General features: G+C 44.3%; 25 protein-coding genes. 2 read left to right on the forward strand and 23 right to left on the reverse strand.

All coding sequences use genetic code 11. The features are described 5' to 3' along the window. Window positions 1–157: 157 nt before the first annotated feature. The 5 genes from AB4114_RS00125 to AB4114_RS00145 all read right to left on the reverse strand — a co-directional run bounded on the left by AB4114_RS00125 (window position 158) and on the right by AB4114_RS00145 (window position 3619). Complete coding sequence (locus AB4114_RS00125; RefSeq protein WP_441986581.1) at window positions 158–820, reverse strand: hypothetical protein; 663 nt, start codon at window positions 818–820, stop codon at window positions 158–160. Between the two features lie 28 nt (window positions 821–848). After that, entirely contained in the window at window positions 849–1004 is a 156-nt protein-coding gene (locus tag AB4114_RS00130) for a hypothetical protein (protein ID WP_171630764.1), read from the reverse strand. Between the two features lie 358 nt (window positions 1005–1362). Next, window positions 1363–1842, reverse strand: a complete 480-nt coding sequence (locus AB4114_RS00135; RefSeq protein WP_441986582.1) for a hypothetical protein — start codon at window positions 1840–1842, stop codon at window positions 1363–1365. 47 nt (window positions 1843–1889) lie between these two features. Next, complete coding sequence (locus AB4114_RS00140) at window positions 1890–2525, reverse strand: trimeric intracellular cation channel family protein (protein ID WP_441986583.1); 636 nt, start codon at window positions 2523–2525, stop codon at window positions 1890–1892. Between the two features lie 17 nt (window positions 2526–2542). Further along, window positions 2543–3619, reverse strand: a complete 1077-nt coding sequence (locus AB4114_RS00145; protein WP_441986584.1) for a Gfo/Idh/MocA family protein — start codon at window positions 3617–3619, stop codon at window positions 2543–2545. Between the two features lie 256 nt (window positions 3620–3875). Between AB4114_RS00145 and AB4114_RS00150 the strand changes: the two genes are divergently transcribed. Further along, the gene (locus AB4114_RS00150) at window positions 3876–4097 is read left to right on the forward strand and encodes a hypothetical protein (RefSeq protein WP_056621044.1); all 222 of its coding nucleotides are present in this window, start codon (window positions 3876–3878) and stop codon (window positions 4095–4097) included. Here the strand turns inward: AB4114_RS00150 and AB4114_RS00155 are convergent. Genes AB4114_RS00155 through AB4114_RS00165 form a run of 3 tightly spaced genes read right to left on the reverse strand, consistent with a single transcriptional unit; the run spans window position 4094 to window position 5339 of the window. Next, on the reverse strand, window positions 4094–4480 hold the full coding sequence (locus AB4114_RS00155) for a kinase-associated lipoprotein B (protein ID WP_173119451.1): 387 nt from the start codon (window positions 4478–4480) through the stop codon (window positions 4094–4096). The two genes, AB4114_RS00150 and AB4114_RS00155, sit on opposite strands and share 4 nt — an antisense overlap. 14 nt (window positions 4481–4494) lie before the next feature. Next, window positions 4495–4818 carry a thioredoxin family protein gene (locus tag AB4114_RS00160; RefSeq protein WP_441986585.1) on the reverse strand — a complete coding sequence of 108 codons (324 nt, stop codon included), beginning with the start codon at window positions 4816–4818 and terminating at the stop codon, window positions 4495–4497. 2 nt (window positions 4819–4820) lie between these two features. Beyond that, entirely contained in the window at window positions 4821–5339 is a 519-nt protein-coding gene (locus AB4114_RS00165; RefSeq protein WP_441986586.1) for a hypothetical protein, read from the reverse strand. 73 nt (window positions 5340–5412) lie between these two features. Between AB4114_RS00165 and AB4114_RS00170 the strand changes: the two genes are divergently transcribed. After that, window positions 5413–5634, forward strand: a complete 222-nt coding sequence (locus AB4114_RS00170) for a hypothetical protein (protein WP_171630778.1) — start codon at window positions 5413–5415, stop codon at window positions 5632–5634. A gap of 64 nt (window positions 5635–5698) precedes the next feature. On the opposite strand, the gene AB4114_RS00175 is transcribed toward AB4114_RS00170, so the two are convergent. The 15 genes from AB4114_RS00175 to AB4114_RS00245 form a co-directional block, all read right to left on the reverse strand. Next, complete coding sequence (locus AB4114_RS00175) at window positions 5699–7312, reverse strand: ABC-F family ATP-binding cassette domain-containing protein (RefSeq protein ID WP_441986587.1); 1614 nt, start codon at window positions 7310–7312, stop codon at window positions 5699–5701. A gap of 221 nt (window positions 7313–7533) precedes the next feature. After that, the gene (locus AB4114_RS00180; RefSeq protein WP_441986588.1) at window positions 7534–9489 is read right to left on the reverse strand and encodes an ABC-F family ATP-binding cassette domain-containing protein; all 1956 of its coding nucleotides are present in this window, start codon (window positions 9487–9489) and stop codon (window positions 7534–7536) included. Further along, window positions 9486–10535: a M42 family metallopeptidase gene (locus tag AB4114_RS00185; RefSeq protein WP_441986589.1), complete on the reverse strand. Its 1050-nt coding sequence runs from the start codon at window positions 10533–10535 to the stop codon at window positions 9486–9488. Before AB4114_RS00185 ends, AB4114_RS00180 begins: the two co-directional genes overlap by 4 nt. Window positions 10536–10688: 153 nt before the next feature. Further along, entirely contained in the window at window positions 10689–10979 is a 291-nt protein-coding gene (locus tag AB4114_RS00190) for a Dabb family protein (protein WP_056621024.1), read from the reverse strand. 25 nt (window positions 10980–11004) lie between these two features. Then, complete coding sequence (locus tag AB4114_RS00195) at window positions 11005–12561, reverse strand: ABC-F family ATP-binding cassette domain-containing protein (protein WP_441986590.1); 1557 nt, start codon at window positions 12559–12561, stop codon at window positions 11005–11007. Between the two features lie 197 nt (window positions 12562–12758). Beyond that, the gene (locus AB4114_RS00200; protein ID WP_441986591.1) at window positions 12759–14204 is read right to left on the reverse strand and encodes a DUF6382 domain-containing protein; all 1446 of its coding nucleotides are present in this window, start codon (window positions 14202–14204) and stop codon (window positions 12759–12761) included. A 13-nt stretch (window positions 14205–14217) separates the two neighbouring features. Further along, window positions 14218–14754 carry an A24 family peptidase gene (locus AB4114_RS00205; RefSeq protein WP_441986592.1) on the reverse strand — a complete coding sequence of 179 codons (537 nt, stop codon included), beginning with the start codon at window positions 14752–14754 and terminating at the stop codon, window positions 14218–14220. Beyond that, on the reverse strand, window positions 14755–15420 hold the full coding sequence (locus AB4114_RS00210) for a TadE/TadG family type IV pilus assembly protein (protein WP_441986593.1): 666 nt from the start codon (window positions 15418–15420) through the stop codon (window positions 14755–14757). Between the two features lie 16 nt (window positions 15421–15436). After that, the gene (locus AB4114_RS00215) at window positions 15437–17695 is read right to left on the reverse strand and encodes a hypothetical protein (RefSeq protein WP_441986594.1); all 2259 of its coding nucleotides are present in this window, start codon (window positions 17693–17695) and stop codon (window positions 15437–15439) included. 14 nt (window positions 17696–17709) lie between these two features. Further along, a complete protein-coding gene (locus AB4114_RS00220) occupies window positions 17710–18714 on the reverse strand; it encodes a TadE family protein (protein WP_441986595.1) in 1005 nt (334 codons plus the stop codon). Further along, entirely contained in the window at window positions 18704–18931 is a 228-nt protein-coding gene (locus AB4114_RS00225) for a Flp1 family type IVb pilin (protein WP_441986596.1), read from the reverse strand. The genes AB4114_RS00220 and AB4114_RS00225 overlap by 11 nt, the downstream gene beginning before the upstream one ends. A gap of 15 nt (window positions 18932–18946) precedes the next feature. Next, a complete protein-coding gene (locus tag AB4114_RS00230) occupies window positions 18947–19816 on the reverse strand; it encodes a type II secretion system F family protein (RefSeq protein ID WP_441986597.1) in 870 nt (289 codons plus the stop codon). Window position 19817: 1 nt separating this feature from the next. Next, window positions 19818–20696 (reverse strand): type II secretion system F family protein, encoded by an 879-nt coding sequence (locus AB4114_RS00235; RefSeq protein ID WP_441986598.1) that lies wholly within the window; start codon window positions 20694–20696, stop codon window positions 19818–19820. Next, window positions 20693–21952: a CpaF family protein gene (locus AB4114_RS00240; RefSeq protein WP_441986599.1), complete on the reverse strand. Its 1260-nt coding sequence runs from the start codon at window positions 21950–21952 to the stop codon at window positions 20693–20695. Before AB4114_RS00240 ends, AB4114_RS00235 begins: the two co-directional genes overlap by 4 nt. Beyond that, window positions 21933–23063 carry a hypothetical protein gene (locus tag AB4114_RS00245; RefSeq protein ID WP_441986600.1) on the reverse strand — a complete coding sequence of 377 codons (1131 nt, stop codon included), beginning with the start codon at window positions 23061–23063 and terminating at the stop codon, window positions 21933–21935. Before AB4114_RS00245 ends, AB4114_RS00240 begins: the two co-directional genes overlap by 20 nt. Window positions 23064–23306: the final 243 nt, after the last annotated feature.

Here is a 23306-nt window from a genome sequence, read left to right on the forward strand (position 1 = left end):
TCTCCACAAGAAGGGCAGCTTGGTTTGGAAGAAAATTCGTTGTATACTTCCGCCAAACTAAAAGCCGTCTCATAATTAATCGCGATCATCACATCTTCTTTGTGGACATATTCACATATTCTCGAGCTGCAGTAGGCACGAACCTTGTATTTATTACTCATTTGGGACTATTGAATGTATATTGCACCATCGTATTAAACTCGTGCAAGTACATATCCATGCGTTTGTTTTTTCGTTGCTGCATGTCGTAGTACATCATCCGGTTTACGAACAAAGCATTCGACGAAATGAAAATATGGGAATCAGGATAAATACGCGTTAAGACATGACGAATCGCATTGAGACTGTCACTAGGTAAAGGCTTCGCAGATACCCAATCCATATGAGCGCCCATGCCTGAACCGAATAATCCCGCTTCCGTCGCTGAATCGTTATACTTGCTTAATCGCTTAACTTGATCAATCATACCTGGATCTTGAAACTCTCCCGTATCAACAGCTACGTAGATATTCGAATCCGTCATTGCGATTGAAGTCGTGCCCAAACGCGCCTCTTGCATCACTTGATCAGCTACTTCGCGGTTCATGGAAAGATATGTATTGTGATGTGGATCCTCTTCCTCTATGCGTGTTTGATCTACCTTTCTGGCAGGTGCAGCGACTTTCATAGGGTCTCGAAGCTTCGCATCTCCAGAATCTGAAAGTCCGACACTTTGAATTGACAGCGATGCCTTTTCTAGTTTGTTTGAGTGAGTTGCTGAACACCCCGTCAAACCGACGAAGGCAGCCGTCATGATGACTGACATTTTCACAGCTTTCATCGTCATTCCCCCTATTTCTCTCTATATTTCACTTACTTGAAAGCCCATCCGCTTCCTTGGTATACGCAATTAGCGCAATTTCGTACCCTAGTTCCTCTTTCATGCGAGTTTCTAGATTGCGAAGATCTTGCATTAATTCCTCATGAATACCTAAATTTGCAAAATGATACGATTCCATTTCCATGTTCAAATCCCCCCTTTCTACTCTTCAATCAACACTAGTGTTAATATGGTCTATTTCCATTATTTTTACTAACCACCTAGGTGAAAATTTGACAACTCTTCTCCTGACAACCCTGGCTCCATTTAGAAAATGTAAAACTGCACTTATTCTTAGGCGCGGCCCAAAAGGCTACTCGTGTAAGTAACGCTATGCCATAACGTTATTCAGATGAAATCCTCATTTTCCCATGATATAGGGTGATAGCATAACGTTATATTCTCCAACGTTTCACATACGATGGTTAGGTGAATCACAAAAAAACCTCTATCGCCGCCACTCAGGTTGAGTGGCGGCGATAGAGGTTCATTTCGCTTTCAATCTAATCTTCTTTCTTCCTGGTCTCATCCATATCTTCTAACAGCTTGCGAACAGCTTCCGGATCTACATTTCCTTGATCATGAAAAGCTCTAAGCTTCTGAAGGAGATCGGCCGCAATGGCCTCATCCTCGGATTGTTCTGCTTCATGTGAAGGATCAAACCAGATGTAGAAACCTTCTGGTCCATTTCTTAAGAAGGAAGCATTCCAATGCTCTGGATAGGCATACCCTTGCTCGCCAAAAATCATGCCAAGCACATCATCATTCTCAATTGGCATTAAGTAATGAAAGGACTCCGGCTCACCTGTATTGGTGAAATCTCGGTGCATATAAGCGTAATGCAAGTAATGTTCACCAGTCTCTGAATCCTTCGATATTTCATACAGATCCAACTCCGTTTGCAACAATTCCTTTACGGAAATAATACGAGTCGCAATTGTTTCAGCTGATATTTTCTGTTGCTGTGTTAAAGATGCTTTCATTTGACTCTCCTCCTATCTCCAAGCGATTACCCTGCAGGTGAATTGGACTACGAATCCGATCTTCGTGTGGATTCCACTAAAGTATCACGCAAAGAGCGTTTCGGCAGCTTCCATTTGTAGTTAACTGAGAACATACGCAAAATGATGATAAGTGCAAAAAGAATGGCTAACTGCCATGTACCCTGTGACCAACCAAGCCCAACTAACGCTCCCGCTAGCATACCCCAGACCGCATAAATTTCATCTTTGAGCACCAATGGTTTCCTACCTGCTAGTACATCACGGACCATACCTCCGCCAATCCCAGTGAGTACCGCGGCAACGATAATGGCACTTAATGGATGGCCCATATTCGTCGCATAGAGTGCCCCTTGGATGGCGAATGCCGCTAAGCCAATGGCATCGAAGAAGGCTTCCCAGGTTTTCCACATTCGAATATATTTCACTGGCATAAGGAAGACAGCTGTCATCGCAAATAAAGCGATTTGAAAGTACATCCCTTGCTCCCACAGAAGTACAATCGGTTTTCCGATAAGCATATTGCGAATAATCCCACCGCCAAACGCGGTAACAAGCCCAAGTACATACACACCTAAGATGTCATATTCTTCTTCCATCGCAACGATCGCACCACTAACTGCGAAGGCGATCGTCCCGATGATACTAAATAACTCCCAGTTCACTTGCTTGCAGCTCCTGTCTACTCGATGTCCCAGTTCAATTTCACTTCATTGCCCGTTTGCGATGAACGGTAAATCGCATCTAGGATCAAATTATTCGTGTAGCCTGACATGACAGAAGTTAACGGCTCAGAACCACTCGCGATACTAGACAAGAAATGCTGCACCATGCGTGCACGTGGATCATCATTCGCTGCAGGAGCCGAAAGTTCCGTTTCCACGATCCGATCGAATTTTTCAGCAAAAAGCTTTCCTTTCGCACCTTTCAAATAGGCACCGCCTTCAGAACCAAGCAGCTGCACAACAGGCAAGTTATCCGTTTCGAGCAAGCCTGCCCAGCTGACATCCAAGGAGAGTGTTGCCCCATTTTCAAATTTAATCAAGGCTGTCGCTAAATCCTCAACATCAAATTTCCCTTCCCAGTTCGGAGCTCCCCATGTGCCAATCCCTTGTTTGCGTGGTCCGAACTCGGCATAGGTTGATCCATACACCGAAACTGGCTTTGGATTCCCCATCAAATACATGGTTAGATCTAACATATGTACGCCAAGATCGATTAAGGGACCTCCGCCTGATTTATCCATTTGGGTGAACCAAGTTCCCCAGCCTGGAATGCCCTTACGTCTCAGATAGCTCGCTTTCGCATGATAAATGTGACCAAGCGCACCTTTCTCCACTTGCTCCTTCACTGCTATGGACGCTGCTTCCCAACGCATTTGGTGCGGAATCATGAGAATCTTGCCCGATTTGCGCTCTGCTTCAACAATTTGACGAGCAGATGCTAAATCGATCGCCATCGGCTTTTCCAGCATGACATGCTTGCCAGCCTCTAACGCCTTTACCGCAATTGGTGCATGCCACTCATTCGAAACCGCAATGACAACGGCATCAATGGTAGGATCCTCTAACAATTTATCTGAATTTGCATATACCTGTTCAATGTTATGATCTTTCGCTCTCATTTCAGCAAGCGGCAAATAGACATCTGTCACACCTGCAAGCTGCGCCCATGGTATCGTTTTGAACGTTTCCATGTGTACATTTCCGATATTTCCGGCGCCAATAATCCCAATGCGAGTTGGTTTTGTTACTGTCATTTCTGTGACMCTCCAGAACCTGTTAGAATACAATCTTATCTATTATAAATGGGGATAACCCTCCCCGCAACCACGAATCTGGCCCTCTAAAATTTATCTTAGCGGAACTAGCCCTGTAGCGCTATTATTCACATATAATAAATTGCTAAAACTTTTTTAATAGTTGCACGCAAACATATTTAACATTTGAAATGTATCCTAAATAGTGTAAGGCAGCAACAAAGCAGCATTTACAGTGTAAAGGAGGGCTTTAAACATGCAAGCAAACACAATCCGTTTCAAGAATAAATCGATCCCTGTGATGAATTTTACTCATAAACGTTCCCAGATGGAGTTACTCTCAACTAAATTGAAGGAATACGAACTCCATTTTGAATTTCGCAGAAAATTAAAAATGATCTCGATGATCGAGATCATTGGTGATGTCGCTATTTTCAAATACAATGATGGTACCAAGTTGTACTTAGAAGTTTCCTAATTGGATGGTGGAAAATATTCTTTACTCAGCTGATCAAGCTCCTGCAGAGAGCGTCGGGCCCATGCTTCCATGTCCGACAGCTTATCGATCTGAGCCAATAACGCTCTCTTCAGCGACACTTGGTAATCCGGCACCTCGCCCGCATAAGGACGAATTGTTGCAATCGGCATTAACGCAATCTCTTGATGGGATAATGCCCTTCTTTGATGAAAAAAAGCTACGCTTGGATCCATCGGATTATGTAAATCTCCCTGTGTTGGGTGATCCTTCACGGCAAGAATACGGACAGCCGCCTTCATGCTAGAGGACATCTCTACAACCTCACCATAATAAACCCCTGTTTTATACTCAGCGATAACGCGGTCTCCGATTTGAAAGCTCATCGTATACTTCACTCCTATTCTYGTTCTCCTAATGGCATTAGTCTGCGGTATAGCTCATCCACGGATTGCATCCGATATATATATTGTTTCTCTTTCCCTGGTTCGATAACGACAACACAGGGGACACTTGCAATTCGCCATTCTTGACTGATCTGAGGCAAAAAATTAATGTTACATTTCACTAAGGGCATGTTCGGCTTCATCGTCAGTATAATGTCCAGCATGCGTTCTGTTACTTTGCAGGTACCGCATAGCGGCGTGTACATAAATACTGCAAAGGACTTGTCCTTATCTTGATTTACTTTGAATTGCAATTCTTGTTGAGACAATTCCTGCATCGCTATGCCCCTCTTTCATCCAGCCAGACTAGGCTTTCAAACGCATAGGCGATCAAATCAGAAAAGTCATCGAGGTGGCTCTCATCAATTTTTCGGCCAAAGGATAACGTAATGAGATTGAGGTACTCCTCTGGTTGTTCTCCAAACAAATACGAAATTTGCTGGGTAATACGAGGTCGTTGTTCCCAAATGGCGTTCAATTGCGCTTCTATCAATGGGCAATCTAATTCAGGATCGAACACAAAGGTGTGAAGCTTAATTAACAGCGTGCAACCCGGCTTAGCCGTAGGATTTTCTAGAATCTCAGCTGCCAAATCACTCAAATGCACATGTAAGTGAATTTCCGCTTTATTCGGTAATCCTACTTGTCTAGCAAACTCAATAGCAAATGTGCGAGACATCGAGGACAAGTCAATTCTATCTTCTCTTCGTGTTATGATGATTTTACCCTCCAAATCCAAATCATAGACGGCCCCTTCGAGTACAACTTTGATATTGTCATAGATCGTCGGATCAAACATCCCCACACACCTTCTTTCATCTTTTCTTTGATTCGATTATACTATGGATATACCACGTAAAGAAGGTGTTCTTATGTCAGACAAGCCTCAAGATCAGCAAGCCGACCAGGTCGAGCCACAAGGTGTCAAAAAAGTCAGTTTAGCCGACGCGATCAAAGCCAAACTAGCACAGAAACAAGCGGATCAAGCCGCAGCGCGCGCTAACCCGAAAGCAGCAGGAAATGCGAATCAAACTGCGAAAAGCCAAATGACCAAAAAAGTAAATAACCAACGCCGTCGCACCGGCGGCAGCTAGACAACACTTTGTGTAGCTAAAAGCGCCCTGAAAGTAACACTTCAGGGCGCTTTTTAGTTTATTCTTACGCGTAATGAATTTCGCGCTGTTTTTTCACATCTTCGCTTTCCAAATACTCATCATACGTAAACATTTTATCGATGAGACCTTTTGGCGTAAGCTCCATAACGCGATTAGCAATCGTTTGGATGAACTGATGGTCATGGGATACGAATAGGATCGTACAGTCCGTATCAACAAGCCCATTGTTCAGCGCCGTAATAGACTCCAAATCCAAATGGTTGGTCGGCTCATCAAGGATCAATACGTTGGCTCCGCTTAGCATCATTTTGGAGAACATACAACGCACTTTCTCTCCTCCGGAAAGCACATTCGCTTTCTTCAATGCTTCTTCACCAGAGAACAACATGCGCCCTAGGAATCCGCGAAGGAATGACTCATCTTGATCCTTGGAGTACTGACGAAGCCAGTCTACCAATGTCAGATCAGAGTTGAAATAATCTTGGCTGTCTTTCGGGAAGTAAGCTTGAGAAGTCGTGATCCCCCATGAGAAAGTACCGCTGTCTGCTTCCATTTCGCCCATCAAAATTTTGAACAGCGTCGTTTTCGCAATGCCATCAATGCCAACAAAAGCAACTTTATCGCCTTTATTAATCGTAAAGGTTACGTTATTTAATACTTGAACACCATCAATTGTTTTGGAAATTCCCTMAACAGCGAGCAACTGCTTGCCTGCTTCACGCTCACCTTTGAAGTGAATGAACGGATATTTACGGCTGGAAGGACGAATATCCTCAAGTGTAAGTTTCTCCAACTGCTTTTTACGGGAAGTCGCTTGCTTCGATTTGGAGGCATTCGCACTAAAGCGCGCGATAAAGGCTTCCAATTCTTTACGTTTTTCTTCGGTTTTCTTATTCGCATCACGTGTTAAACGAAGTGCCAATTGGCTGGACTCATACCACCAGTCATAGTTACCAACGTACATTTGGATTTTACCAAAGTCGATATCTGCGATATGGGTACACACTTGGTTCAGGAAGTGACGGTCATGTGATACGACGATTACAGTGCCTTCGAAACGGGACAAGAAGTGCTCCAGCCAACGAATGGACTCTAAGTTTAAATGGTTGGTAGGCTCATCGAGTAAAAGAATGTTCGGGTTACCGAATAGCGCTTGTGCCAAGAGCACGCGAACTTTTTCGTTACCATCAAGATCCTTCATTTTCGTGTCATGCATGGACGTTGGAATACCTAGACCAATCAAAAGCTCTGCTGCATCGGACTCTGCTTGCCAGCCGTCAAGATCTTGGAATTCGCCTTCAAGCTCAGCAGCTCTCATGCCATCTTCTTCGGAGAAATCAGCTTTCGCATACAAAGCGTCCTTCTCTTCCATGATTTTGAACAAACGGGAATGCCCCATAACAACAGTTTTTAAAACTTCGATTTCATCAAACTCGTAATGGTTCTGTTTCAGAACAGCCATACGCTCGCCTGGTGTGATGTTAACTTCACCTGTGTTAGGCTCGATCTCACCGGAAAGAATTTTGAGGAAAGTCGATTTACCTGCACCATTTGCTCCGATCAAGCCGTAGCAATTTCCTGGTGTGAATTTAATATTGGCGTCTTCGAACAGGGCTCTCTTGCCGTAACGAAGCGTCACGTTATTTACACTAATCATGGAGTATATATACCTACCTTTATGTTATTTTCTTTTAATAAATGTTCAAAAAGTCGGGTTTTCAGCACCGAGAAGGTTGCGAGAACCTGAAGAAGGAGGAGCGGAATGTAGGCAAACCTACATGAGCACCAGACTTCAAAGGTGAACGCAAGATTCGATGTCGATTAGACTTCTTGGCTTACTTCGTGATCAAAACACGGCTTTTTGAACTACCTCTACTATCATAACTTATTTCGTTCTATTTCTTCTACTATCTCTGATAAATAAGTCCATCTTTCCATAGCAGCTTCAAGTTCCGCAGTGGTTTGCAGCTCTTGTTCATATAGATCACGAGCGAGATCGAAGTTACTTCCAGAGCTTTCGATCTGCTTTTTCAAGCTGTCGACTTTGTCCTCCAGGGTAGCAATGAGATCTTCGATTTCGTTCCATGCCTTCTGGTCTTTAAATGATAGTTTCTTCGGACGATTCGTTGACGGAGCTGTGCCTGCACTTGAAGGCGTAGCAGCAGGACTGCCGCTAGTCGTCTTCGAGTTCGCTTGGCGCACGATTTCTTTACGAGCTTGCTCCGCCTCTTCTTGTTCCCGTTTATCTTCCAAATAGTCGGAATACGTTCCGATGAACGGCTCGATCCCACCATTTCCATCGAAGGCAAATAGATGTGTCACGGTTCGATCCAAAAAGTAGCGATCATGAGAAACCGTAATAACAGCCCCTGAGAATTGATCCAGATAATCTTCCAGTATCGTCAAAGTTTGGATGTCCAAGTCATTGGTCGGCTCATCGAGGAGCAGAACATTCGGTTCACCCATAAGCGTACGCAATAAATAAAGTCTACGACGTTCTCCGCCTGAGAGCTTGCCAATTGGCGACCATTGCAAATTAGGAGAGAATAAAAAGCGCTCAAGCATCTGTGCGGCCGAAATGGTTTCACCATCCGACGTGCGAATCTGCTCTGCAGCTTCCTTAATATATTCAATCACACGCATCTTCTCGTCCATCTCGACGTTCTCTTGTGTGTAATAGGCTAACTTGACGGTTGTGCCGGTCTCGATCGTACCACTGTCGGGCTGGATGCGCCCGGCGAGCATGTTCAGCAGCGTCGACTTGCCGCTGCCGTTCGGACCAATGATGCCGAGACGATCCTTCGGCATCACGATGTAGCTGAAGCCGTTGAGCAGCTGCTTCCCGCTGTTGAAAGACTTGGTGATGGCGTCCAGCTCCATCACCTTTTTGCCAAGGCGGCTGCCGGCCAGCGCCATGTCGAGCTTGTCAGCGGGACCGTCTACTTTGCGGTCCCGAAGATCCTCGGCGCGGTTAATACGCGCCTTCTGTTTCGTCGTGCGCGCCTTCGCGCCGCGACGGAGCCATGCCAGCTCGCGGCGCAGGAGGTTCTGCCGCTTATCTTCACTAGCGGCTTCGGAATCCATCCGCTCCGCCTTTTTCTCGAGGAACCACTCGTAGTTCCCCTCATAGCTGTAGATCTTGCCCCGGTCCAGCTCCAGGATGCGGGTGGTGACCCGCTCTAGGAAGTACCGGTCATGGGTAACGAGCAGCAAAGCGCCGCGCCATTTGCTGAGAAACTCCTCGAGCCAGATGGCCGTCTCGTTATCAATATGGTTCGTCGGCTCATCCAGGATGAGCAGATCGGCGGGTTGAATGAGCACGCGCGCCATGGCGACGCGTTTGCGCTGACCGCCGGACAGCTGGCCGACGGGCTTGTCGAACTCGCTGATGCCGAGCTTCATCAGCACGGTTTTGGCCAAGGTGCTGGCTTCCCAGGCACCTTGCTCATCCATGCGCGCCTGGGCAGAGAACAGGCGCGCTTGTTTCTTCTCGTTGGAGGAATCCAGCTCCAACTCTGCAAGGGCCAGCTCATAGTCGCGCAGCGTCTTCATGAGCGGTGAATCTCCGTGGAATACTTGCTCAAGCACCGTGGAGTTCGGATCGAACTCTGGGTTTTGCGGCAAGTATTCCACGCGGAAATGGTTCGCGTGCACAAGCTTGCCGCGATCCGGGGATTCCAGACCCGCCAGCATCTTCAGCAGCGTGGACTTGCCTGTGCCGTTCACGCCGATGAGGCCAATGCGCTGCTTCTCGTTCAGTGTGAACGAGATATCATCGAAGAGCACTTTGTCTCCGTAGGTTTTGGTAATATCGACTGCGCTTAGAATATTCATCCTTGCACCGGCTCCTGGATGTACGCGGCAAGCAGAGCTGCTGTATTCACTACAGCATCCATATGCGTACGCTCCATGCTATGTGACGCATGAACTCCTGGCCCAATTAGCGCCGCCCGAATGTCGCGGCCACCTCTAAGCGCTGCGGATGCATCCGATCCATAGCGCGGATAAATATCAACAGCGTAGCCGATTTCCAGCTTCTCGGCATGTTCAATCATTTTCGACGTCATCGCATAGTCGTAAGGACCTGACGAATCTTTTGCACAAATGGAAACATCGCGCTCGCTGCCGCTCAAATCATCACCAAGCGCACCCATATCAACCGCGATAAAGTCTGTAATATCCTCAGGAATAAATGCGGAACCATGACCAACCTCTTCATAATTGGAGAAGAACAGCTTGATCGTATAGAAAGGTTGGATGCCTTGTTCTTTCAACAATTTAAGAAGACCAAACAGGGATGCCACGCTCGCTTTATCATCCAAATGGCGAGATTTCACATACCCATTTTCCTTTACCTGTACACGCGGATCGAAAGAGATAAAATCACCGACACGAATACCAAGTGCTTGCACATCTTTTTTGGAGTTCACATGTTCATCAATCCGTACTTCCATATTCGCTTCATCGCGTTTGTACTCTCTCGCATCCTCATATACGTGCACGGATGGTCTTGACGTAAGAATCGTACCATCGTAAATACGCTCATCACGGGTATGAATTTGCACGTACTCATTCTCGATTGCRCCCATCATAAACCCGCCAAGTGACGTAATTTTCAATGTGCCATTCTCTTTAATTGAACGAACCATAGCACCAAGTGTGTCCACGTGTGCAGAAATGCCGATTACGCGATCAGAACTCGTGCCTGGAATAGTCACGATGCCGCAGCCTTTATTCGTATAAGAAAGCTCAAAGCCAAGCTTACTCACTTCTAGCTCAACTTTTTGCATAATGTGATGCGTATACCCTGTTGGACTAGGAGTCCGCAGCAGCATTTCTAGAACTTCTGTCATGTAAGCTCTATTTAAATTGGACTTCACTTGGATTCCTCTCCCATGTCTATGTAATTTTGCACCTGCGCTAAACACACAAAAAACAGTGCAGCCTAAGAATTTTCGCTCGTCCCTGACAACGTCAAGAACGAGCCTCTTCTAAGGATACTACACTGTTCTCTTATGTTTTTCAAACATGGGTTAGCTTACAAAATCAACACAGATGGACGTTCCATCAAGAACTGTTTTCATATGAGCTTTGACTTGTTCGTGCACAGGGTGCGTATCGTAAACCTTCAAATCGTCTAGAGAATCAAATTTCGTAATAAGTGCGATATCGTATGAACGCTCTAGATGTAAAATATCTGTTCCAACCTCAATGTGCCTTAAAACTGGGATTTTACCCTCCATATTCGTAAGAACGGCTTTGGTTACTTCTATGGCTTCTGGACTACGATCTTTGAGTTTAAAAAACACGACATGCGTTAACATCGTTATCTCCTCCGATTTGAATAAATTAATTGGTTACCTTTGCGGACCATTCTTCAACGTCCCATACACGAGTTACCCAGCCTTCATAGAATTCAGGCTCATGACAAACAAGTAGAACAGTACCCTTATACTCTTTCAGAGCACGCTGAAGCTCTTCTTTGGCTACTACGTCCAAATGGTTCGTCGGCTCATCGAATAACAGCCAATTGCTTTCCTGCATAAGCAGTTTGCACAAACGTACTTTCGCTTGTTCGCCACCACTTAACATGCTCATCGCTCGCGTGATATGCTCATTCTTAAGCCCGACTCGCGCAAGCGCTCCTCTGACTTCATTCTGAGTCATGGAAGAAAAAGAATTCCATACATCATCAATCGGAGTCATGCTTGGTGCTTTGACCTCTTGTTCAAAGTACGCAGGATTCAAATAATCACCGCGATACGTCTTACCGCTGAATGGCTCTATTTTGCCAAGAATCGTCTTCAATAAAGTGGATTTACCAACCCCGTTGCAGCCGACGATCGCAATTTTCTCACCGCGTTCAATCGTCACATTCATTCTTGGAAGCAAGGCACGATCATAGCCGATCTCCAAATTTTCAGCTTCAAATACAATTCTACCACTTGAACGCGATTCTTTGAATACGAAGGTAGGTTTCATTGCCGTTTCAGGGCGCTCAATGCGGTCAATTCGATCCAACTGCTTCTCACGGCTCTTCGCACGAGTTGAAGTTGAAGCTCGTGCTTTGTTACGTGCGATGAAATCTTCCTGCTTCTTGATATACTCCTGCTGTTTCTCATAAGCATCGATATGCTGCGCTTTATTCATTTCAGCCATATCAAGAAATTTCTCATAATTCGCCGTATACCTCGTCAACTTGGAAAACTCCAAATGATAGACAACATTGACGACTTCGTTCATAAATTCCGTGTCATGTGAAATCAACATGAACGCATAGGGGTAATCCTTCAAGTACATTTTCAACCACTCAATGTGCTCCACATCCAAATAGTTGGTAGGCTCATCGAGCAATAGTACGGTTGGTTTTTCTAGCAAAAGCTTAGCTAGGAGAACCTTCGTTCTTTGTCCACCACTAAGAGACGTTACATCACGATCTAATCCAATCGCATTTAAACCAAGACCATTACCCATCTCTTCGATTTTCACATCAAGCAGATAGAAATCACCGATCTCCAAACGTTCTTGAATTTCACCCATTTCCTCAAGAAGCACTTCAAGCTCCTCAGGCGTGGCATCTCCCATTTTATCCGTAATGGCCATCATTCTTTTTTCTTCTTCATACAATGGCAAGAATGCATCACGCAAAATATCACGGATTGTACGACCCGCGGCCAACACAGAGTGTTGATCCAAATATCCGTAGTGGACTCTCGGGGTCCATTCCACCTTGCCTGTATCCTTCAAAAGCTTGCCTGTTAATATATTCATCAACGTGGATTTCCCCACGCCATTAGCTCCTACGATGCCAACGCGTTCACCAGCAAGCAAGCGGAACGAAACATTTTTGAACAATGTACGATCGCCAAAGCTGTGGCTTAAATCTTCAATTGTTAAAAGACTCATTTTGCAAAACCAAACCCCTGTCTAGTTCCATAATAAACGGCTGCGCCGTCCTCTAAGGACGAGTGCGTTTATAGAGAAATATAGCCGACTTATTATGTGAAACATATAGATTCTATATTTTAAGATAATCACGTATTTTACTCGCGACTTCTTATTATACCACTGCTAAGGGCAGACAGGAAGTAGAACTATTTGTATTAGAGCCGAAAAGTCAGTTCTTGTCGAATAATTCGCACAATATCCCCATCTTTTAACGGATATCCTTGATAGGTAACGAGAGGGAATTCATTCAGAAACGTGCCATTCGTAGAGCCAGCATCTCGAAGTTGAAAGCCGTTGCTAGTTTGAACAATTTCCGCATGGATTCTGGAAACACCTACATCTTCCACTACATAATCGACTCTGCTGCTTGAATCCCCCCTTCCAATTGTAAATACCTCACTTTTAATAGAAACCGTTTGGCTAACTCCTTCAATTTGAATCTCCAATCGTGGACCAACTTGATCACGCTTGGGAGATTTCCCAAGAAATACAGTTGCATTCGAATGTGACGGACTGAGCAAGGTTGTATGTAAGGAAAGATTTTGATAGTAGTGTTGGATATCCAGTGGATCCGTCGCCTCACTCGAAGCGTCATCACGCATGACTTCCTTATCGGGATTATATATGTTATGAGCGATGGAGGAACTTTTCTGATTTTGAATTTTTCGACTAGAGAAATCAGGACGACCTAAGAATAGTAGAACGAAGCCCACATCGCCTGTTAACAGCGTGATTCCAGCCATTATTTGCAGCAAGCTCGCCCCAGGGTGAGCCAAATATTGCTGCCACAGAAAAGCAAATAGAATGATGATAAGAGCTATTGTCATCCATCGCCCCTGTTGTTTTAGAGGAATGAAGGATAGTGGGATCAGTTCCCGTTTAGACAAGATGGAATTTTCAGTTTTTGGTTGGATGTGTTTCGCTTCATCACGGTTCCAATGTGCTTTGGGTAATCCTAGTTCTGGTAATGGGGATTCGATAGGCTCGGAATGTGGTGCAGCAATTGTTTCTCGTGTAAGAATCGGCTCGTCCATCAACTTTAATAACGCTTCCTTATAGGCGTGAAAACTTTTTCTAGCTACATGTGTTCGCATCCACGCTTGTAGTTGAACCTGTTCCTCTTCACCAAGATGTAAAATAAGCTTATGGAGAAGTGCATCTATCGCAGGAAAGCTCTCATCGACATCATGAGCTATATCTAGTGGCGCATACGTTAGGTAAACATCCGACCAATCTTGTCCTATGAAAATAAAATTTTCTTTCAATACGAAATTCATTTCACTCAGCATATAATTTTTGCTTTCATCCAGTGTACAAACGATCGCGTACATCAACTTGGCAAGTAAACGGATCGAGAGATGCTCTACCTTCAAAACATGTGACAGCATTCGTTTGGAGGACAATCTATACAGTAGTCGAATGTTTGAATCCACCTCATGAATGTCGAGAGGCAGCAGCCTCGGAACTTGATTGGCTTCTAACATGCGCACCTGCAAATTCGAAAGCTCACTTGCTTCTAGACCTCCTTCCTTGAACAACTCCATAAGGTGTCCATGTCGATAAACAAATTCATAACGAAGTCCGAATACTTCTTGTGTCATACTAACACCTCATTCAAAGCAAAGAATAGTAAATCGTAACAGCAACAGCTGGAAAAACCGCGTACATAAAGGGGAATTTGATGTTTTTTTGTTGCTTAAGTTCAAAAAAAGATTCAAACTTTTTGAGCGCCAATATAGAGAACAACCAACCTGCAAGCTTACGACTCGTTGTTCTTATTTTTCTTTGAATAAGTAGAAGGAATAGTCCGATTAAACCTGCCCATAAAATCGCATAAACAAGTGTTTGCATAACAAACATAACACCCATTATTGCTCCGATAGCAGCGAAAAGTTTGACATCACCAGCTCCCAAAGCACCAATTACATACAATACAAATACAATTAGAAAACCTGTACATGCACCAATGAGGGAAAAAAGCAACCCATCCCAGCCTTCTGACCATGAGTGGAACGATAATCCGAATATCGTTCCACTCAAAGTCAACTTATTGGGGAGCTTTGAATAACGCACATCAATGATTAAAGCCACCGTGATAAAAATAATAAATAAACCAAGACATACAAGAATAAGGATACTCCTCCCTTCCAATTAAGCTCCTACCCAAGCCCGCTCATAAGCCCTTTTTTTCAAAACAATCGTCTGGCTCATAATAGGGATAGGCAATTTATAGATCAGTTGAGCTTCAATTCCAAAAAACGCCTCTCCGTCTTGTTTCAAACTCGGTATCGTTACGGAGATAACTTTAAAATTCCTCTTATCAACGATCTTTGCATCACAAAATGCGAACACAATTGGTGTAAAGACAGCCAGCATCCGCGGCATAACGTGCGTATTATAAAATCCAGTCAACTCTTCTTGTGCCATACCTTCGCCTAACTCTCGCTTCTCTTTTTCCCAGCGTACGAGCGCTAACAGCGAATCTGGTATGTAAGCCGCGTATTCATCAGCGATATCCTCTGTACTCATTACGTGGTTCCTTGCCGATTGGACTTGATCAACGACAGCGTTAAGCATCTCCGCGGCACGACTTTGATCATATTTCGATTGGGCTTCTTGAACTAGTATCCTCACGGGGTACAGTTGACCTGCAATGGACTTCGTTGCCTCGGATACGCCGGCCTGCAACGCCATTTCCACCAAAGCAATTTGAATGAAAAGAACAAGACCTACTACGAAAGCAAGAAACAATGGCAGAATAAGCGAAGCCTCCAGGACGATGCCGCCTTCTTGCTCTTTGTGCAATTTGAGAAGCAAATCCATATCTCCTTCCTCAATACGAAACGACGGCAGCGCGATTCATTTGACATTGTGTTCCAACAACTTTACACCCTAAGAGTCCTGTCCCATCCAGCAACTTCATGACTTGAGGAATAAACCAAAGCCTTATTTCACTCGTAGCATTTGCTTGGATATAGGTGGTTAGTTGATTGAGATCTTTCCCCGTCTCTAATTCGTGCAGTGCCTGCATTCGGGACATCAGCTTGGAGTTGTTGCTATGCAACATAAGAAATAAACGGAGATAATCTTTATACGTCAATTTGAGTGCTGATGAGATGAGCTTTGACGATAATTCAACAGCATCTCCTTTCACCAAAACGTTCATGTCGACGAATGCCTCTGCTGCACCTTGAGCCGCGGCAGCCAGAAAAACGAGTAACGGGGAGCCTATTTGGAGAAGTTCTTTTTTAGGATCTAATAGCGCTTCAACAGTACGAATCGCTAAGCGTAAAGAAAACATTTCTGCATAGGCCGAAGACATATTAGCCGCGCAGGAAGAGAAACCATACAACAAATATTCAACCTCTTGATTTACTAAAGCGTGTGTCCCAGGATCAACTAGCTCATTCGACAATTTCGGGTTACCATTTGGATCTTTCTCTAATCCATAGGTTCGGAAGTTAAATTTCGTTAGCGCATATTCATTTACGTAAAGTTCATCTCGGAGAACTTCCGCCGCGTTATTTAATACGCCAAGCATATCCATTGCCCTCATGCTAGCAGGTTCTGCTTTCTCCATATCATAGGCGACATCGTTCCCGATCATTGTATCTTGCGCATTCGCTTGACGGTATTTCTGATAGTAACCTGATTCACCTTGGAGCTTATTATAAGAAACCGAATCACTAGACTGCGTACTCGTCGGGCTGCAACCACCTATAGCTTGCTTGGCCTTATCCATAATGGCTTGGATTTTATTCTTTTGTGTCTGCTTATTCGTCGTTGTAGCTTCATTTGTATTCATTCTGGATTTTTCTAACAGACTTTGTTTGGCATGAAAATCATTTGCGACTGCTAAGTAGCTGTCGTTAGCTCGATTAACCTCACTTGTATGTACGGAAGTATACACAATGACACCCTCGACAGCAGAACGAAATGATGTAAATAGAGCAGCGATTGCTGCGATTGACGTTTGATATTGGTAAAAATAATCATCCCCAATTAATGACACATGTTTAAATACATCATAAGCAGTTGTTTTTCCCTGCGCAGATGAACCCGAGACTCCTGTCAGTTTTGAGCGTATCTCGTCATTTTTCTGTTTGGCTTGTCGCAAGATTGGCTCAATCACCTGCTGGAGTTGTTGAATCACTTTTTCATCTGCAGCCACCTCAAGTTTCGTAGAGATGACAAGAGCTGTGTAAGTCATAATTTTCTGAACTAAAGTTTCCAGCTCATTTAACTTTTGCGAAAGCATTCCAGCCTGCTCCTCAAGCCTGCTTTTGGCTTCGGCAAGTGATCGGATACTTGCTGCAGCTTCAGGACCTGCTTGTACAAGTGATGCTAATGAAAGATCCATATTCCTTATGCTCGCTGTAAGTGAACGCAAATTCTCTTGAACTTGACTGATTTCGCTGCGAACTTCGTCAACTGTATGAAGGCCGATTTCAGCAGCTAATTTGTCCAATTCAGCAACTCTGGTTCTATAATAACTATGAAATTCAGTAGTTCTGGCAAAGAGCTCCTCCGCGCTCCTCCATGCATCATCTAGTGAGTCTTCGCGTTGTTCGATCAACTTTTCAAGTTCTGACGCTTCCTTGGCAAATTGCGAACCCATCTGAAAAGGCTCACGGACGCCGCTCTTTTGAAACTTGTCAACAATTTCGAGCGTGTATTCAATCGGTGCTTTTAATTTCATATCCTCTAAGAGCTGCCCCTCAAATATGACATGACTAGCCAGTGTATACACAGGTGTGACACGCAGCGCTCCATCGACAGCTTTGGTATTAATAAAGTGAAAAGCATTCGCGGAGACTCCGCCCGATAAGTTTTGGATAAAAACATCGTTAAGTAATTTTTCTGACGCCTCGTAAGAGAGACCCATGCCATAAAGCCCTCTCTTCTGCAGCTCGAGATCAAAGGAGGACATTACTGATCGTGCAGCTGCATGTAAGGCAGATTCCGTTTCTTTCTCCGCTACTTTTATTCTTGCGAAATCAATGAGTACCGCTTGAAATAAAAAAATCGGCACAATAACAAGAATCAAATAGACGGATACTGTGCCGTTTTCTGCTTGTAAGAATCTTTTCAATAGCTCCCCTCTTTCTAATTATGAATAACGACTACGATMCCTTTACGTTCGAGTTCTTTGCGAAAAGAGTCTGTGGGCATCCCTTTGCCGCTGGCATCCTTCTTAAAAAAATGCCAAACGATGCCTCTCACAGTTGGATCATGCTGGAGCAGTTCAACATCCTTCGGGAGTTGCTCAGTGMGTAGCTGAGCTTCCGTCATACTATAAAAGGCTTGATGACCAATGCCTCTTGCGTCTAAAGCATCAATTTTTCTGCTTTTACCAGACGCAGTCGTCCGCACAACCTCTGTCCCTCCCACAAGTGACCTTAAGTAGGAAGATGCCTGACGTTCAGATTGAATAGTGACGCTTGGCCCAGACAAATCGCTTTTGACCGGATCTACAAGTGCCGCTTTCGCTTTCTCGGAAGATATCCGACCTACTAAAGTTGGCAAATAGGTGCGTGTCAGATCTGTGGTTCTGATCAACTCTATAGAATCAATAACATGTACGACAGCTTTACTTTCCGTTTTCGTTGCATGCATCCACCGATTAAGTATTGAAGGCGTGATAAAAGACTTGTTCACAGTTACCTCAACGCGATGATCTACTAAATAATTCGTATATGACGCTGTGCCAGTAACGCCATCCGGAAGTAATCCCCCGGCTTTGGCCAGTTTTTTCTCGACTAAACTCTTAGCTTGATTGGTGGGAAGTATGACACTAGCCCCTGAGTTACCTTGTAACAAGCCAAATAAGTCGCTTACATTGTCTTGCGTCAGACGCCAATACAAGCCGTCCGTTTCCTGCGGATGATAACTTCCTGTACTTATCTCTTTATAGCTGTTCGTCCAAGTAAATGCTAACTTTTCAGCTGCGGAACGAGCTAGTTGCCCTATGTAGACATTTTGATAGGCAAACATGCCTACAAACAACAATGTCACTGTGCAAATTAAAATCACCGGAAATACCAGCGAGGCTTCTAACGTAAAGGTACCCAGGTCATTGTTAATGAACTGACGAAGTCGACTACGGCGCACAACTCGTGGTCGGGCTCGGCGCACAGGGGGCAACCGCACTGTTATCCTTCAGGTCGGAGTTGGCATCACCGATCAACTTCTGAAACCATGAAACAATCCACTTTCTGAAAATAATCGCTATCGCAACCAACACTGCTACAATCAATAAAATTTCTAATGTGCCTAGTCCTTCTTCCTCTTTCCATACACGCTTAAATGTTTCAAGTATTGTATTCATTTCAACATTCCTCTCCTATTGGTTCATCATGAGTATCGCAGGTGCAGCAACAATCACCATCACCACAACAAAAATTAATACCATTGGGAATACAAGCTTAGAAGATGCTTCCTCCCCTAATGTCCGCGATACACTCTTTCTCCGCTGCCACAGCTCCAGCGAAAGAGAATGCAGTGAAACAGCAAAGTCATTGCCGCCTCTTCTATAGTTCAAACCTAACGTTGATGCAAATAATGACACTTCATGTAACGCGCAGCGTTTACTAAAGTCCTCTAATACTTTCGTGAAGGAGATGTTCATCTCCAGCTCATGCACAGCTACATGCAGCTCTTTGTAAAGCGGGGAATCCGACATATTTGGCTTTGCTTGAACACAACGTATCCAAGCACGGTTGACAGTCTCTCCAGCATTTACTAAAAGCACGATTGTACTCAAAAATTCAGGCAGCTCAAGGATCATCCTTTGCTGTTTTTTACGTATTTTGCTGTCCAAATCACGAACCATCATCACGGGTGTCGCTATTGCAGCAACCACACCAAAAGCAAGCAACGAACTATCTTCACCTGCTAGAATGGCAAGTACAGTAACGACGAATAGGCACACCATGCCAGCGGAAATAAGTTCTGCCATGAACCATTTACTGCCTTGCGAAGATAAGCTTCTTCCATACAAGGTCATACATTTATGATGGATTTTTGAAGTGAAATCGGGGAACCTCTCTAACAATTGGAGCTTATCAATCACATAATAGCTAGTCGGTAAGAGCATTTTCATCCGAAAGGGGTACGTTTGTATCTGAAGCTGACTACCGTATTTCTTCCTTCCGATCACCTGTAGTGACATACAAAACGCAATTTGCGCTAAGCCAAATAACCATATCCACATCCTACACCTTGATATTCATTATTTTTTGAGTGAGTACATAACAAGCGCCAAGAAATAACAAGCAGACAGTCATGATGAGAATCCCGCTCCCACGATATAGGGGAACCATATAATCAGGCGAGGAAAACGCCAATACAGCAACAATGAGGATGGGAGCAACAACAAGTACTCTCGATTCAAAACGTTTTTGAGCGACCATGACTGAAATTTCCTGGGTTATGTCTAACTTCTCGGAAATGACCGTTGCTGTACGTTTCATCACCTCAACTAGATTGCCTCCTGTACGTTTACAGGTCAGAAAAACATCAGAAAAGCTCAGAATATCTTCCAAATGACTGCGATCTGCAAAATGTCTAAGTGCTGTTTCAATCGGTTCACCGTTTTCGACCTTACGGCAAATCAAGCCAAACTCAACGACGATCAAACAAGCTGGATCAGGATAAAGCAGCTTCAGATCCTCCCATGCCTCTCGAAATGCCGATTCAATGGATTTCCCCACCGTCATAGAGGAAGAAAGACAGCTGAGAGCCTGCTTAAATTGTACATAAAGCATATTCTTTCGTTTTTGAATTAATTGCTGCCGACGATAGCGAGGAAACAGAAAACCCGTAGATGCTAAAGCGGCGGCGAGGATAACATTTTGGTAGAAAATATAACCGATCATGAATGCTGGTAAACCTAGCATGATTATGGCTGCTATTCTCTCTTTGGAGGACAAGTGATACTCGTTATAATCGATGAATACAACCGGGAGGATTGGCGGTGACTTGTGTGTTTGGGGGCTCTCGCTTTCTTTACGAGGCGATTTTCGTCTTTCAAGAAATAGTAATAGAAGCCAACTCGTGCCACCCATGAAAATGAGCATCAACCACACACTCATCCCACATCACCTCCTACACTGCAAATAAACCAACTAGGCAGTTGCTTACCTGCCATTTGAAGTTTGTACTTATTAGCAAGTGTCTGACCCGTATATCGGAGTGTTCCAAGAAGCTTCCCATCTGGCGACTCTCCGCTCTCCTCGAAGAGAAACAGCGGTTGCAGCTGAACTTCCCCATCCTCCATGCCAACAACTTGATGAATCTCGGTCACTTTGCGTGATCGATCCCTCATCCTGGAAATATGTACAATGACATCAAGTGCTGAGGCGATCTGCTTACGTATGACTTCAATGGGAAGTGGAGCCGCACTGAGTACCATCGTCTCCAGTCTACTGAGCATATCCTGCGAGGTGTTCGCATGCCCGGTACTTAAGCTACCATCATGCCCAGTGTTCATTGCAGCAAGCATATCTAAAGCTTCAGCTCCACGTACTTCACCTACAATAATGCGATTAGGACGCATCCGCAGGGAAGATCGAATTAATTCTCGCATCGTGATCGCTCCCTTCCCTTCCGTATTCGCATTTCTCGTTTCCAATCGTACTAAATTAGGTACAGTTTGGATCTGAAGTTCAGCTGAGTCTTCGATTGTAATTACTCGTTCATGTTCAGGAATCCAAGCACTCAAAGCATTGAGAAACGTCGTTTTACCAGACCCCGTTCCACCGCCAACGAATATATTAAACCCCGATTCAACCATGATCCGAAGCATCTCCGCCGCTTCACCAGAAATACTTTCCATACGAATCAAATCCGACATATCCAATGGCTTTGCAGGAAACTTTCGGATCGTTAAGGTTGGACCACTAAGAGAGGCTGGTGGAAGCACGATATTTACACGCGAACCGTCTTTTAACCTTGCATCCACAATTGGAGTCGCTTGATTAACAATCCGATTCACCTTGGAAACAATCATTTGGATTAAGTCTTCAAGCTTCTCTGAGCTTTCTAGCTCATATGGGTAACGTTCAACTGCACCCATCCGTTCGAAGAAAATACAGCTATGACCATTAACCATGATCTCTGTCACCGATGGATCGTCGATTAACGGTTGGAGAATATCTAACCCCCTAAAGCTATCGAAAATACGCTTAACACCGATGTGCATATCACTTGAAGTCCAGCTATGCGCACTTGCAGCGCGAAAAATGGTTTCTTCGATGTGCCCCAATAACTGTGCATCACTAACCTCATGTGTGAGATCGAGATTTTCTTTAATCTCCTGCTTTAATTCGTTAAACAGCGCTTGATTCAAGATAAGAATGCGCTCCTTCCTTAGAATTTCCCTCAGTCTCATTGCTTACAGCTTGCAACATGACATACACCTGTTCTGAAAATATATCCGATTGCCAGACTTGTTCTGCTGAACTCATCACCTTCCAATCAGGAATATAGGGAAGTTTGAATGTTATTTCTTTACCTAGAAAATCATATGAATTGGTTTGAGTCCCCCTAAAACTCGTCATGACAAAGTGGATTTGAGGATATGCACACATTTGTTTTAATAGTGTTTTGGTTCGGAAAGCATCCTTCCAATCATCTCGGATTAGCCAAATGATCGCATCGCTAAGCTCTAAACTCTTGACGATTCTGGGATGAACGGACGTTTCAAGATCCAGGATGAGGGTATCGTAGACGGACAGGCCAACTATGGACGCAATGAGTTTTTTTACGTGCTCACCACTCATTTCTTGCATCTCCCGCATTTGCTCAAGTGGTGTTAAATAATCGAACCTTCGAGTGGCATCATGTGATTTCAAAAGCGCCAACTTAGGTCCGATCGATTCCGATGAATCTTTCAAATAATAAAGGAGCTGTGATAATCGACCCGATTCTCCCTGCAACCACTGAGAAGCAACACTAATGGACTCCAAGCTCAGATACAAGACACGTTCCCCACGAAATGCCAACTGTTTCGCCATATGAACAGCTGTTATCGATTTACCGGCATTGCCACTGCTGCTATACACAGATATCACACGTGTGCGATTAACTTGTGTTCGACCAGAACCGGATGGAGATCTATCCGTGTATATGACATGAATGTGTGAGATCAAATCGTGAAGTGGTTGAAAGCGGAATAAGAAAGGATGGACAGTTTGAGGCGAATCGGAATTTCTGATATGTTGACTCAAAAAAATTTTACTTAATGACGTACGATGATGCTGCAATAACGGATAAAAAGCATCAGATATTAATAGCACACCACTAAGGTTAGGTTCCTCTAACACCTGCAGTAGGAGCTCAACTTGCGAAAAAAGCTTTACTTGCATACGTTCAGCGAACTCCGTCGCTCGGATGAATATGGCTAACCGTTCGGCATAAATCATGTCGTCATCTAAGACAAACAATTGAAGCTTCTTCATTGCAGCACCCCTCTCACAAACATTCGCTATCCAGCAAATTTCGCGTACATACCATTGCCAATGAGTACACAACCCATAACAGCGAGCACGATGGCTATTCGCGTTATCGTTTCCGCCCTCATATTCCCCCTCCTGTCTGCTTCGGAAAAACAAAAAAAGCACGCGCTGACAATAGAGATTATTCCTCTACGATCAGCGGTGCTTCCGCTTGTCCGACTTTCAATTACCCAAATTGTACCACAT

The organism is Paenibacillus sp. 2RAB27 (assembly GCF_052115445.1).
GTDB lineage: Bacteria > Bacillota > Bacilli > Paenibacillales > NBRC-103111 > Paenibacillus_E.